Raw genomic sequence first — 13,332 nt, forward strand, 5'->3', positions numbered from 1 at the left:
CAAAAGCCGGCGCAACGCGGCGTATAATGCCAAGTTGCGCGCGCATCGAGCGCCGGTTTCGGGCCCGAGGCCCGGGTCAGACGTGGCAGTACCTTATACCTGAGTACCGAATGACCGGGCGGCAGACGGGCGTCTGCCGCTCAAGCTTTTACATCCTGTTGGGACTTTCATCGTGATCAAGCAGCAACTGCTCAATCGTATCGCGGACAAATCCGCTGTCATCGGCATCGTGGGTCTGGGCTATGTCGGCCTGCCGCTGATGCTGCGTTTCGCCGAGGTCGGCTACAAGGTTCTGGGCTTCGACATCGACAAGAGCAAGGTCGATGCCCTGATGGCCGGCAACAGCTACATCGAGCACATTTCCGCCGACAGCATCGCCACCGCCCTGACCCGCGGCTTCGAAGCCACCACCGACTTCTCCCGCGCCGGCGAGGCCGACACGCTGATCCTGTGCGTGCCGACGCCGCTGAACAAGTACCGCGAGCCGGACCTGTCCTTCGTGCTGAACACCATCGACAGCCTGGCGCCTTACCTGCGCGAAGGCCATCTGGTGTCGCTGGAGTCCACCACCTATCCGGGCACCACCGACGAAGAACTGCTGCCGCGGATGGAATCGCGCGGCCTGAAGGTGGGCGACGACGCCTTCCTGGTGTTCTCGCCGGAGCGCGAAGATCCGGGCAATCCCGATTTCACCACCCGCACCATTCCCAAGGTGTGCGGCGGCGTCACCGAAGCCTGCCAGGAAATCGGCGTCGCGCTGTACAGCGCGGTGATCGACAAGGTGGTGCCGGTGTCGTCCACCCGCGCCGCCGAAATGACCAAGCTGCTGGAGAACATCCACCGCGCGGTCAACATCGGCCTGGTCAACGAGATGAAGATCGTCGCCGACCGGATGGGCATCGACATCCACGAAGTGATCCGCGCCGCAGCCACCAAGCCCTTCGGCTTCGTGCCCTACTACCCGGGCCCGGGCCTGGGCGGCCACTGCATCCCGATCGACCCGTTCTACCTGACCTGGAAAGCGCGCGAGTACGGCGTCAACACCCGCTTCATCGAACTGGCCGGCGAAGTGAACAGCAATATGCCGGACTACGTGGTGTCCAAGGTGGCTTCCGCGCTGAACCTGCGCAAGAAGTCCATCAACGGCAGCCGCGTGCTGGTGCTGGGCATCGCCTACAAGAAGAACGTCGACGACATGCGCGAAAGCCCGTCGGTGTTCCTGATGGAAAAGCTGCGCGACCTGGGCGCCGAAGTGGCGTACAGCGATCCGCATGTGCCGGTGTTCCCGAAGATGCGCGAACATGCGTTCGATCTGAAGAGCGTGCCGCTGACCGCCGAGTCCATCGCCGGCTACGACTGCGTGCTGCTGGCCACCGACCACGACAAGTTCGACTACGAGCTGATCAAGGCCAAGGCCCAGCTGGTGGTCGACAGCCGCGGCAAGTACCTGGAGCCTGCCGAGCACATCGTCAAGGCTTAAGGCGTGCAAGGGCGCTTTCCCCGGGCGGGAGCGTGGCTGGCGGGGCTGGGCGCGCTCACGCTGCTGGCGGCGCTGGCGTTGACGCCGCTGATCCGCTATTCCAAGAGCTGGCTGGTGGCCGAGGCGCCCCAGCCGCGCGCGGACTGGATCGTGGTGCTGGGCGGGGAAAGCGGCGAGCGGGTGATAGGCGCGGCGGAACTGTACCATCAGGGCCGCGCGCCTTTCGTCTTCGTCAGCGGCGAAGGCGATTGCCTGCTAATCGTGCGCAGGCTGGTGATGGCCGGCGTGCCGCGCGGGAAGATAGGCTATGAGTGCCAGTCGCGGAATACCCGGCAGAACGCCGAATTCACCCGGCAGGCGCTGGCCTCGCACCAGCCGCGGCGCGTCACGCTGGTGACCTCGTGGTTCCACTCGCGGCGGGCGCTGGAGACTTTCCGCCAGGCCTGGCCGGAGGTGGACTGGGGCATGCACATCGTGTACCCGGGCAACGATTTGCGCCACAGCCTGGCCTTGTACGACGCCGGCGCGGTGCTGACCGAATATTTGAAGATACTGGTGTATTCAGTACGTTACTGGACGTTCAAATGATAGTGATTCCTCCGATTGCCGATCGCAAGATCCGCTTCGCCCTGGTCGGCTGCGGCCGCATCGCCAACAACCACTTCGGCGCGCTGGAGAAGCACGCCGACCGCGCCGAGCTGGTTGACGTCTGCGACATCGATCCGGCCGCGCTGAAGGCCGCCGTCGAGCGCACCGGCGCCCGCGGCCACGCCAGCCTGACCGACATGCTGGCGGAAACCAACGCCGACATCGTCATCCTGACCACGCCGTCCGGTCTGCATCCGAGCCAGAGCATCCAGTGCTCCGAAGCCGGCTTCCACGTGATGACCGAGAAGCCGATGGCCACCCGCTGGGAAGACGGCCTGGAGATGGTCAAGGCCGCCGACAAGGCGAACCGGCATCTGTTCGTGGTCAAGCAGAACCGCCGCAACGACACGCTGCAGCTGTTGAAGCGCGCGATGACGGAAAAGCGCTTCGGCCGCATCTACATGGTCAACGTCAATGTGTTCTGGACTCGTCCGCAGGAGTACTACGACGCGGCCGGCTGGCGCGGCACCTGGGAATTCGACGGCGGCGCCTTCATGAACCAGGCCAGCCACTACGTCGATCTGCTGGACTGGCTGATCGGCCCGGTGGAAAGCGTGCAGGCCTACACCGCCACCTTGGCCCGCAATATCGAGGTGGAAGACACCGGCACCGTCAGCGTCAAGTGGCGCTCCGGGGCGCTGGGCAGCATGAACGTCACCATGCTGACCTACCCGAAGAATCTGGAAGGCAGCATCACCATCCTGGGCGAAAAGGGCTCGGTGCGCGTGGGCGGCGTGGCCGTCAACGAGATCCAGCACTGGGAGTTCGCCGAGCCGCACGCGATGGATGAAGACATCAAGAAAGCCAGCTACGCGACCACCAGCGTCTACGGCTTCGGCCACCCGCTGTACTACGACAATGTGATCAAGACCATGCGCGGCGAAGCCACGCCGGAAACCGACGGCCGCGAGGGCCTGAAGTCGCTGGAGCTGCTGATCGCGATGTATCTGTCGGCCCGCGATGGCCGCCGCGTCAGCCTGCCGCTGGATTATTAAGGCGGACAGCATGTTCAGAAAAATAGTAGACGGCGCGCTGTGGGGCCTGGGGTTCTGGCTGGTCGGCGGTGTTTTGATGTTGATATTTTCTTCTTTCGGGAACCACGTTGAAGCCCAGAAGCAAGTTTCAGCGGCATCGGCGCAGCAGCGGGAGGCCGAGCGCCAACATGCCCGCTATGAGGACTTGATGAGCCGTCAGGAAAAAGCGATGGCTCGTTCCGAGCAGCAATTGACTCGCTTGGACAAGCTTTTGGAAAAATGGGAGCGGCAGAAATGAGCCAGGTTCATATCCACCCTAGCGCCATCGTCGACGAAGGCGCCTCCCTGGGCGAGGGCACCCGCGTCTGGCACTGGGTGCACATCTGCGGCGGGGCGAAGATAGGCAAGGGCTGCTCCTTCGGCCAGAACGTGTTCGTCGGCAACGATGTGCTGATCGGCGACAACGTCAAGGTGCAGAACAATGTGTCGATCTACGACGCGGTGACGCTGGAGGACGACGTGTTCTGCGGCCCGTCCATGGTGTTCACCAACGTCAACAATCCGCGCAGCCACGTCAACCGCAAGAACGAATACCGCCGCACGGTGGTGAAGAAGGGCGCGTCCATCGGCGCCAACGCCACCATCGTCTGCGGCCACACGGTGGGCGAGTACGCGTTCATCGGCGCCGGCGCGGTGGTCACCCGCGACGTGCCGGCCTATGCGCTGATGGTGGGCACGCCGGCCAAGCGCATCGGCTGGATGTGCTCGTGCGGCGAGCGCCTGTCCAACGACATCGGCACCCATTCCTGCCCGGTTTGCGGCATTCATTACGAGGTCGGCGGCAACCACTGCACGCCGATCAAGAGCGGCGAGTAAGCGCCGCCCGCGCGGCTTGTCCAGGGTGGCTCCCCATCGTTGGCGATGGGCCGCCGCCGCGCGATTTTCTAAAATATTGATTTGGGGTTGATCCTCTTATGTCCATCCAGTTCATCGATCTGAAAGCGCAATACCAGCATCTGAAAGCCGACATCGACGCCCGCATCCACGCGGTGCTGGATCACGGCCAGTACATCATGGGGCCGGAAGTGAAGGAGGTGGAGGAGCAACTGGCGGCCTATACCGGCGCCAAGCACGCCATCGGCGTCTGCGACGGCACCAAGGCGCTGCTGATCGCGATGATGGCCTTGGGCATCGGCCCCGGCGACGAGGTGATCACCACCCCGTTCACCTTTATCGCCACCGGCGAGATGATCGCGCTGTTGGGCGCCAAGCCAGTGTTCGTCGACATCGACCCCGTCAGCTACAACCTGGACCCGAACCTGCTGGAAGCGGCGATCACGCCGCGCACCCGCGCCATCATGCCGGTCAGCCTGTACGGCCAGGCGGCCGACTTCGCCGCCATCAACGCCATCGCCGACAAGCACGGCATCGCGGTGATCGAGGACGGCGCGCAAAGCTTCGGCGCCAGCCAGCACGGCAACAAGTCCGGCAACCTGTCCACCATCGGCTGCACCAGCTTCTTCCCGAGCAAGCCCTTGGGCTGCTACGGCGACGGCGGCGCGGTGTTCACCAGCGACGACGCGCTGGCCAAGAAGATCCGCGAGATCCGCGTGCACGGCCAGGACCGCCGCTACCATCATCCGGTCATCGGCCTGAACGGCCGCCTGGACACCATCCAGGCCGCGGTGCTGCTGGCCAAGCTGCCCAGCTTCGCCGACGAAGTCGCCGCGCGCGAGCGCATCGGCGCCCGCTACAGCGAGTTGCTGAAGGATGTGGCCCGGGTGCCGGTGATCGGCGCCGGCAACACCCATGTCTACGCGCAATACACCATCGAGGTGGACGAGCGCGAAGCGGTGCAGGCCAAGCTCAAGGAGCTGGGCGTGCCGACCGCCGTCCACTATCCGATCCCGTTGCACTTGCAGCCGGCCTTCGCCCATCTGGGCCAGGGCGAGGGCAGCTTCCCGCTGTCCGAGGCCGCCGGCAAGCGAGTGATGAGCTTGCCGATGCATCCCTTCCTGACGGAAGAGGCGCAGGACGCCATCGTCGCCGCGGTGAAGAAGGCGCTGGGCTGAGCGGATGGTGTCATTGTCGTCGCTGCGCGTGCCTAAAAGCGGTTTCATCCGCCACATCATCACCCTGGTGACCGGGGCGGCGGTGGCCCAGGTGGTGCCGCTCTTGGCTTCGCCGCTGATCACCCGCCTGTACGACCCGCACGAGGTCGGCATCCAGGCGGTGTACGTGTCGTGGATGTCTACGCTGGCGGTGCTGGCCACCGCCCGCTACGAGATGGCCATCGTGCTGCCGGCCGAGGAAAGCCGCGCCGACAACCTGATGGGCCTGTCGCTGCTGTGCGCCAGCGCGCTGGCCTTGTTGATCGGCCTGGTGGTGTTGATGGGAGGCCATTCGCACATCGCCGCCCACCTGGGCGCGCCGGAGCTGGAGTCCTGGCTGGTGCTGTTGCCGCTGTCGGTGTGGCTGGCGGGCCTGATGCAGGCCTGGACCAACTGGAACAACCGCCACCGCCGCTACCAGGCCAACGCCAACGGCCGCATGACCCAGTCTTTCGGCATGGCCGGCACCCAGGTGCTGGCCGGCTGGCTGGGCGCCGGCGCCGGCGGCCTGATCCTGGGCCAGCTGGCCGGCCAGATAGGCTCGCTGCTGGCGCAGAGCTGGCAGGACCTGAAGGCCCGCTTCGGCTGGCGGCGCGGCGTCAGCCGCCAGGGCATGCGCGAGGCGGCGCTCGCCTATATCGAATTTCCCAAGATCAACGCCCCGCACGCCTTGAGCACGGCGCTGCTGGACTCCGCCACGCTGGCGGTGCTGGCGGTGCTGGCCAGCACCTCGGCGGTCGGCTTCTACGGCTTGATGATGCGGGTGCTGAAGCTGCCGGCGGCCTTGATCGGCCAGGCGGTGGCCCAGGTGGCCTACCGCGAGCTGGCCGAGGCGCGCAATCTGGGCAAGCCGCTGCGCCCCATCCTGCGCAAGATGATGCTGACGCTGTTCGGCATGTCGCTGTTTCCCTTCCTGGTGATCCAGATTTTCGGCGAGCCGCTGTTCACGCTGGTGTTCGGCCGCAACTGGGCCGAGGCCGGCCGCTACGCCGAGGCGATGTCGCTGTACATCCTGTTCCATTTCGTCGCCTCGCCGCTGGGCATGGTGCCGCCGGTGATCAATCGCCAGCGCTTCGCGTTTTTCCTGTCCCTGGTGCAGGCCGTGCTGTTCCTGGGCTCGTTGTGGCTGGGCTTCCATCTCTGGCAGGATGCGGTCGCCACGTTCCAACTGGTGTCGGTCGTGATGGCCGGCTATTTCCTTGCTTACTTCACCTGGCTTTATAAGGCGGCACGATGAACTGGAATGGATTGCTCAGCCGTATCCGCTTTCGGCTATCGGCATGGGTGCGGCCGCGCATGGTATACGGCTTCCAGCGCGGCGACGGCGTGTTCCTGAAGCGCACCCGCGTCTCCAACATGACGCGCATCGAACACATAGACAAACTGATGGTCGAGGACAATGTCTATATCGGCCATTTCAATCTGCTTGACTCCTCCGGAGGCCTGTATATCGGCGAGGGCTGCCAGGTCACCAACTACGTGTCGGTGCTGACCCACTCCAGCCATGTGGCGATCCGGCTGTACGGCCGCGAGTACCTGACGCGCGACAACCATGTCGGCTACCTGAAGAAGCCCACCCGGCTGGGGCCGTACAGCTTCATCGGCCCGCACTCGGTGCTGATGCCGGGCGTCGAGCTGGGCAAGGGCAGCATCGTGTCGGCCTATAGCTTCGTGCCGGCCGGCGAGTATCCGGATTTCGCCATCCTGGCCGGCAATCCGGCGCGAGTGGTCGGCGACACCCGCGACGGCGACGCCGAATGGCTGGCGCAGAGCCCGGAGCTGCACCGCCTGTACGAGGCCTGGGCCAATGACTGACAAGATCGCCCGCCTGCTGGTGGCGGGCTCCGCCTCCATCCACACCTGGCGTTTTCTGGCCGGCATCGCGCCGCATGTGGACGAACTGTACCTGGCTTGCAACGGCGCCGTGCCGGCGGACCGCCGTCCGGCCAACCTGAAGGGCGAGCTGCGCGTCGATTTCAGCCTGAAGGCCTGGTCCACCGCCGGCCGGCTCAAAGCCTGGATCGCGGAAGTGCGGCCCGACGTCGTCCACGTCCACCAGGCCAATAGCGTGGCCTGGCACGCGCGCCGCGCGCTGGCGGGTTCGCGGATACCGATGTTGCTGACCGCCTGGGGCTCGGACGTGCTGCTGCTGCCGGACCAGAACCCGCTGCTGCGGGCGATGGTGCGCGGCAATCTCAAGGCCGCAGCCGCGATCACGTCCGATTCCTTGTACATGGCGGCGAAGATCCGCGAGCTGGCCGGCGATTGCCGGATCAGCCTGCTGAGTTACGGCATCGACGCGCTGCCGCCGCAGCCGGCGATCGACGTCAAGAAAAAGCAAGTGTTGTCGTGCCGGCTGCACAAGCCGCTGTACCGCATCGACGCCATCCTCAAGGGCTGGGCCGAGGTGGAGAACAGCGGCTGCTGCGCCGACTGGAACCTGGTGGTCGCCGCCAGCGGCGGCGAGACTGAGAATTTGAAACGGCTGGCGGCGGCGCTCGGCCTCAAGCGCGTCGAATTCGCCGGCTTCGTCGACAGCGCCGCGCTGGGCAAGCTGTACGCCGAGTCGCGCGTCTTCGTCAGCGTGCCGCGCTCGGACGCCACCAGCGTCAGCCTGATGGAGGCGATGGGCCATGGTTGCCTGCCGCTGCTGTCCAATCTGCCGGCCAATGGCGAATGGGTGATAGACGGCCTCAACGGCATGATCGCCGAGGATGTCGAGCGCCTGGGACCTGAGCTGTGCCGCGCGATGATCAAGGCCGAGGATGACGCGTCGCTGGGCGCCGCCGCCGAGATCAACCGCAGCCTGGTGGCGGCCAAGGCGCTGCACCAGGCCAATATGGCCGGGTTCGCCGACTTGATCCGCGAACTGGCCGCCAACAAGGTTTGAACCTGATGAAAATAGCCCACCTGACCTCCGCCCATCCGCGCCACGACATCCGCATCTTCGTCAAAGAGTGCAGCTCGCTGGCGGCGGCCGGCCATGAGGTGACGCTGATCGTCGCCGACGGCCAGGGCGAGGAAATCCGCAACGGCGTCCGCATCCACGATGTCGGCCCCAAGACCGGCGGCCGCCTGTCGCGGATGACCGGCACCGTCAAGCGCGTCTACCAGGCCGCGCTGAAGCTGCGGCCGGACGTGGTCCATTTCCACGACCCGGAGCTGATTCCCGCCGGCGTGCGACTGAAGCAGGCCGGCATCAAGGTGGTGTACGACGTGCACGAGGACGTGCCGCGCCAGATCCTGGCCAAGCACTGGATACCCGGCGCGGTGCGCCCGCTGGTGTCCGGCGGCTTCGAGACGCTGGAGGACTGGGCCGCGCGCCGCTTCGACGCCATCGTCACCTCCACCCCGCACATCCGCAAGCGCTTCGAGAAGCTGGGCGCCAACGCGCTGGACGTGTGCAATTTCCCGATTCTGGAAGAGCTGGTGCGCGACACGCCGTGGGAAAGCCGCCGCAACGAGGTGTGCTACATCGGCGGCATCAGCCGCATCCGCGGCATCGAGCCCATTGTCGCCGCGCTGCCGGGCACCTCCACCCGGCTGAACCTGGCCGGGCCGTGGAGCGAGAGCGACCTCCGCGCCAAGGTGACGGCCGAGCCGGGCTGGGCGCGCGTCAACGACCTGGGCGTGCTGGACCGCAAGGGCGTGGCCGAGGTATTGGCCAGAAGCAAGATCGGCCTGGTGACGCTGTTCCCCACGCCCAATTACGTCGACGCGCTGCCGATCAAACTGTTTGAATACATGGCCGCCGGCATGCCGGTGATCGCCAGCGATTTCCCGGTGTGGCGCGAGATCGTCGACGACGCCGGCTGCGGCGTGCTGGTCGATCCGCAGGACGCGGCCGCCATCTCCGCCGCCATCAACGAGCTGTTGGGCGACGAAGCGCGCATGCGCGCGCTCGGCGAGTCCGGCAAGCGGGCGGTGCTCAATAAATACAGCTGGGCGGCCGAGGCCGACAAGCTGATCAAGCTGTACGCGACGCTGTAAATCATGAAAATTCTCTACATCAACCACTACGCCGGCAGCCCGCGCCACGGCATGGAATTCCGCCCCTATTACCTGGCGCGCGAATGGGCGCAGGCCGGGCATGAAGTGAACATGCTGGCGGCCGACGTGTCGCACCTGCGCCAGACCCATCCCCAGGTCGACGGCAAGTACCGGGACGAGGACATCGACGGCATCCGCTACACCTGGTGCAAGACCCGTCCTTACCAAGGCAACGGCATCGGCCGGGTGCTGAACATCTTCAGCTTCCTGGCCAAGGTGATGGGCTTGTCCGGCCGTTATCTGAAACAGTGGAAGCCGGACGTGGTGATCGCCTCGTCCACCTATCCGCTGGACACCATCCCGGCGGCCTGGATAGCCGGCAAGACCGGCGCGCGGCTGGTGTACGAAGTGCATGATTTGTGGCCGCTGACGCCGGTGGAGGTGGGCGGCATGTCGCCGAAACATCCGTTCATCCGCCTGCTGCAGTGGACCGAGGATTTCGGCTACCGGCGCGCCGACACCGTGGTGTCGATGCTGCCCTGCGCCAGGGACTACATGATGGCGCACGGCATGGCGCCGGAAAAATACGCGGTGATCCCCAACGGCGTGGACGTGGGCGAGTGGCAGGGCGAGGCCTTGCCGCTGTCAGCCGAACACCGGATGCGGCTGGCGGAATTGAAGGCCCATGGGCGCTTCATCGTCGGCTACGCCGGCGGCCACGGCCTGGCCAACGCGCTGGATTATCTGCTGGAAGCCGCCGCCTTGATGCGCGACGCGCCGGTGACTTTTGTCCTGGTTGGCGACGGCCCGGACAAGCAGGCGCTGGTGGCGCGCGCCGCCGAACTGAAGCTGGACAACGTACTGTTCCTGCCGTCCATCGCCAAGCGCAGCGTGCCCGCCTTCCTGGCCGAGTGCGACGCGCTGTACATCGGCTGGCGCAAGCTGCCGATCTACCGCTTCGGCATCAACCCGAACAAGCTGTTCGACTACATGATGGCGGGCAAGCCGGTGATCCACTCGGTGGAGGCCGGCAACGATATGGTGAAGGACGCCGGCGCGGGCTTGAGCATAGGCGTGGAAGACCCGGCCGTCATCGCCGACGCGGTCAAGCGCATGGCGGTGCTGCCGCTGGCCGAGCGCGATGCGATGGGCGCGGCCGGCAAGGCCTATGTGCTGGCCAACCACGACTACGCGGTGCTGGCGCGGCGCTTCCTGGCCGCCGTTAAACTGCAAGGTTAGGGAGTAGGCCCGCTTGCGGGCGCTCCCCGTCGAATGTGCCTGGAAACGGGCAACCGTGATGTAAGCGATAGAAGAAAGAGAACAAGATGATGGAGAAAATCTGGATGGCGGCCGCGGCCGCTTGCTTGAGCCTCGCCGCCGTGCCGGCACAGTCCGCCGGCTTCAACTGCGCTTACGCCAAGCTGAAGGTGGAAAAAATGATTTGCGCCGACGCCGAGCTGTCGGCCCTGGATTCGGAATTGGCCAAGCGCTTCGCCGCGATTCAGGATGAGACCAAAGGCATCGACGGCGATACCGGCAAACGGCTGGATCCCTATGGCAAGGAGCAGGTGCGCTGGCTGAAGGAAGTGCGCAACAAGTGCGAGGATGCCTTGTGCGTGCGCGACGCCTACAAGAAGCGGCTGAAGTACTTCGGCAAGCTGGAAAAGGATCTGGGCTTGTGACCGCGGAGCGCGTCTGGCAGCTCAGGCGGATGGCTAGGCGCGTGACGCTTTGACCGGTTTTGTGCCGCAGCCGGCGTTGCCGGCGGCGAATGAGTGAGTGGCATGTTGACGGCTGGCGAGAAGCTGGCCGGACCCGATAGCGAAAGATACAGAAATGAGCGAACAAAAATTCCTGCCGTTCGCCTTGCCGGATATCGGCGAGGAAGAGATCAACGAAGTGGTCGATGCATTGCGTTCCGGCTGGGTGACGACCGGGCCCAAGACCAAGCAGTTCGAGGCTGATTTCGCGGCCTTCCTGGGCGACGGCGTGGAGGCCATCGCGGTCAATTCCGCCACCGCCGGCCTGCACCTGGCGCTGGAGGCGATCGGCATCCGCGAGGGCGACGAGGTGATCGTGCCGTCCTACACTTTCACCGCCACCGCCGAAGTGGTGCGCTATCTGGGCGCGCACCCGGTGTGCGTGGACGTGGATGCCGCCACCTTCAATATCCGTCCGGATGCGATTCGCGCCGCGATCACGCCTAAGACTAAGGCCATCATCCCGGTCCACTTCGCCGGCCTCGCTTGCGACATGGACGAAATCATCGCCATCGCCCGCGAGCGCGGTCTGAAGATCGTCGAGGACGCCGCCCACGCGATGCCCACCTATTACAAGGGCAAGCTGATCGGCACGCTGGATTCCGACGTGACGGTATTCAGCTTCTACGCCAACAAGACCATGACCACCGGCGAAGGCGGCATGGTGGTATCGAAAAACAAGGACATCATCGCCCGCTGCAAGGTGATGCGCTTGCACGGCATCAGCCGCGACGCCTTCGACCGCTACGTGTCCAAGACCCCGGCCTGGTTCTACGAAGTGGTGGCCCCGGGCTACAAGTACAATATGCCGGACACCGCCGCGGCGATGGGCATTCATCAGTTGAAGAAAATCCGCGGCTTCTACGAAAAACGCGAAGTGATGGCCCAGCGCTTTGACCGCGAGCTGGCCGGCCTGCCGCTGATCCTGCCGGCGCGCGCCAAGGACGAGGGCAGCAACCACGCCTGGCACCTGTACCCGGTGCGGATCAAGCCGGAGGCCGGCGTGTCGCGCGACGATTTCATCGCCAAGATGGCGGAGAAGGGCATCGGCTGCTCGGTGCACTTCATCCCGCTGCACCGTCAGCCGGTATGGCGCGACGGTTACCAGCTGACGCGCGAGCAATTCCCGGTGGCCGACGCCGCTTTCGAAGCCGAGGTGACGCTGCCGCTGTACACCAAGATGACGGACGATGACCAGACCCGCGTCATCGCCGCGGTGCGCGAGATTCTGGGCGCATGAGCCAGCGGTTGGAAAAAAAGGGCGGCGAATTGCTGCCGCCCTGCTGCCGGCCGCGCCGCCACGGCTCGCGGCTGGTAAAGCGCTTGTTCGACATCGCCGCTTCCGGCGCGGGCCTCATCGTACTGGCGTTGCCGCTCGCGGCGGTGGCGCTGTGGGTGAAGCTGGATTCGCCGGGGCCGGTGTTTTTCCGCCAGGTGCGGGTGGGACGGAACGGCACGCTGTTCCGCATCCATAAATTCCGCACCATGCAGGTGGATACCGAGCGCCAGGGCCAACTGACCGTCGGCGCCGATTCGCGCGTCACCGGCGCCGGCCGCTTGCTGCGCAAGACCAAGCTGGACGAGTTGCCGCAGCTGATCGACGTGCTGTTCGGCGACATGAGCCTGGTCGGCCCGCGGCCGGAGGTGCCGAAGTACGTGGCGCACTATCCGGACGAGGCGAAGGACATCGTGCTGTCGGTGCGCCCGGGCATCACCGACTGGGCGTCGATCCGGATGATAGACGAGAACGAAATCCTGGGCCGCGCCGCCGATCCGGAGCGCGCCTATATCGACGAGGTGCTGCCGGAGAAGCTGGGTTATTACGTCCGCTACGCCGAGACCCATAATTTGTGGGAAGACATCCGCATCATCGTCGCCACCCTGATGAAGATCGTTAGCCGATGACCTTATCCATCCGCGCCGCCGAGGCCGCCGACGCCGGCGCGCTGGCGGCCATTTATCTGGCCTGCCGCCGCGAGATGCCTTACGCGCCGTTGGCGCATGACGACGCGGCGGTGCGCGCCTGGTTCGCCGGCGCGCTGCTGCCGGCGGGCGGCGTCTGGCTGGCGGAGCGGGGCGGCGAGATTGCCGGCTTCGCCGCTTGCTCGGAACAAGATGGCCTGCTGTGGCTGGATCAGCTGTATGTCAGCGCCGGCCATCGGAATGCCGGCATTGGCCGAGCGCTGCTGGAGCGGGTGGTATTGTGGCAGACGCTGGCCTGCCGGCTGCACGTGTTTCAAGCCAACGCCGGCGCGCGGCGCTTTTACGAGGCGCATGGTTTCAAATTACTGAGCCTGGGCGACGGCCAGGATAACGAGGAACGCTGTCCGGACGCGCTGTATCAATGGCGGCCGGATACGAAAGAATGA

At 65.4% G+C, this 13,332-nt stretch carries 15 protein-coding genes; all 15 read left to right on the top strand.

The genetic code is table 11. The annotated features are described in order from the left end of the window. The first annotated feature begins 175 nt into the window (after positions 1–175). The 15 genes from BKX93_RS16805 (at position 176) to BKX93_RS16875 (ending at position 13,332) form a co-directional block, all read left to right on the top strand. Positions 176–1,480, top strand: coding sequence for a nucleotide sugar dehydrogenase (locus BKX93_RS16805; protein WP_070981862.1), 1,305 nt, complete (start codon positions 176–178; stop codon positions 1,478–1,480). A gap of 3 nt (positions 1,481–1,483) precedes the next feature. Continuing rightward, the gene (locus tag BKX93_RS16810; RefSeq protein ID WP_082107072.1) at positions 1,484–2,068 is read left to right on the top strand and encodes a YdcF family protein; all 585 of its coding nucleotides are present in this window, start codon (positions 1,484–1,486) and stop codon (positions 2,066–2,068) included. Then, on the top strand, positions 2,065–3,123 hold the full coding sequence (locus tag BKX93_RS16815; RefSeq protein WP_070980660.1) for a Gfo/Idh/MocA family protein: 1,059 nt from the start codon (positions 2,065–2,067) through the stop codon (positions 3,121–3,123). The genes BKX93_RS16810 and BKX93_RS16815 overlap by 4 nt, the downstream gene beginning before the upstream one ends. Before the next feature lie 10 nt (positions 3,124–3,133). Further along, on the top strand, positions 3,134–3,400 hold the full coding sequence (locus BKX93_RS16820; protein WP_046157431.1) for a hypothetical protein: 267 nt from the start codon (positions 3,134–3,136) through the stop codon (positions 3,398–3,400). Continuing rightward, positions 3,397–3,978, top strand: a complete 582-nt coding sequence (locus tag BKX93_RS16825; RefSeq protein WP_021477408.1) for an acyltransferase — start codon at positions 3,397–3,399, stop codon at positions 3,976–3,978. The genes BKX93_RS16820 and BKX93_RS16825 overlap by 4 nt, the downstream gene beginning before the upstream one ends. A 98-nt stretch (positions 3,979–4,076) precedes the next feature. Further along, positions 4,077–5,174, top strand: coding sequence for a DegT/DnrJ/EryC1/StrS family aminotransferase (locus BKX93_RS16830; RefSeq protein ID WP_070980664.1), 1,098 nt, complete (start codon positions 4,077–4,079; stop codon positions 5,172–5,174). 13 nt (positions 5,175–5,187) lie between these two features. Continuing rightward, on the top strand, positions 5,188–6,450 hold the full coding sequence (locus tag BKX93_RS16835; protein ID WP_186009432.1) for a lipopolysaccharide biosynthesis protein: 1,263 nt from the start codon (positions 5,188–5,190) through the stop codon (positions 6,448–6,450). Continuing rightward, positions 6,447–7,028 carry an acyltransferase gene (locus BKX93_RS16840; RefSeq protein WP_046157434.1) on the top strand — a complete coding sequence of 194 codons (582 nt, stop codon included), beginning with the start codon at positions 6,447–6,449 and terminating at the stop codon, positions 7,026–7,028. Before BKX93_RS16835 ends, BKX93_RS16840 begins: the two co-directional genes overlap by 4 nt. Beyond that, on the top strand, positions 7,021–8,103 hold the full coding sequence (locus tag BKX93_RS16845; protein ID WP_070980668.1) for a glycosyltransferase family 4 protein: 1,083 nt from the start codon (positions 7,021–7,023) through the stop codon (positions 8,101–8,103). Before BKX93_RS16840 ends, BKX93_RS16845 begins: the two co-directional genes overlap by 8 nt. Before the next feature lie 5 nt (positions 8,104–8,108). Next, a complete protein-coding gene (locus BKX93_RS16850) occupies positions 8,109–9,203 on the top strand; it encodes a glycosyltransferase family 4 protein (RefSeq protein WP_046157461.1) in 1,095 nt (364 codons plus the stop codon). A 3-nt stretch (positions 9,204–9,206) separates the two neighbouring features. Continuing rightward, positions 9,207–10,442, top strand: coding sequence for a glycosyltransferase family 4 protein (locus tag BKX93_RS16855; RefSeq protein WP_070980669.1), 1,236 nt, complete (start codon positions 9,207–9,209; stop codon positions 10,440–10,442). Positions 10,443–10,528: 86 nt separating this feature from the next. Next, on the top strand, positions 10,529–10,885 hold the full coding sequence (locus tag BKX93_RS16860) for a lysozyme inhibitor LprI family protein (RefSeq protein ID WP_046157437.1): 357 nt from the start codon (positions 10,529–10,531) through the stop codon (positions 10,883–10,885). A 154-nt stretch (positions 10,886–11,039) separates the two neighbouring features. Continuing rightward, positions 11,040–12,203: a DegT/DnrJ/EryC1/StrS family aminotransferase gene (locus BKX93_RS16865; RefSeq protein WP_070980671.1), complete on the top strand. Its 1,164-nt coding sequence runs from the start codon at positions 11,040–11,042 to the stop codon at positions 12,201–12,203. Further along, positions 12,200–12,868, top strand: a complete 669-nt coding sequence (locus tag BKX93_RS16870) for a sugar transferase (protein ID WP_083340582.1) — start codon at positions 12,200–12,202, stop codon at positions 12,866–12,868. Before BKX93_RS16865 ends, BKX93_RS16870 begins: the two co-directional genes overlap by 4 nt. Continuing rightward, positions 12,865–13,332 carry a GNAT family N-acetyltransferase gene (locus BKX93_RS16875; RefSeq protein ID WP_070980673.1) on the top strand — a complete coding sequence of 156 codons (468 nt, stop codon included), beginning with the start codon at positions 12,865–12,867 and terminating at the stop codon, positions 13,330–13,332. The genes BKX93_RS16870 and BKX93_RS16875 overlap by 4 nt, the downstream gene beginning before the upstream one ends.

Source organism: Chromobacterium vaccinii, assembly GCF_001855275.1.
GTDB classification, from domain to species: Bacteria; Pseudomonadota; Gammaproteobacteria; order Burkholderiales; family Chromobacteriaceae; genus Chromobacterium; species Chromobacterium vaccinii.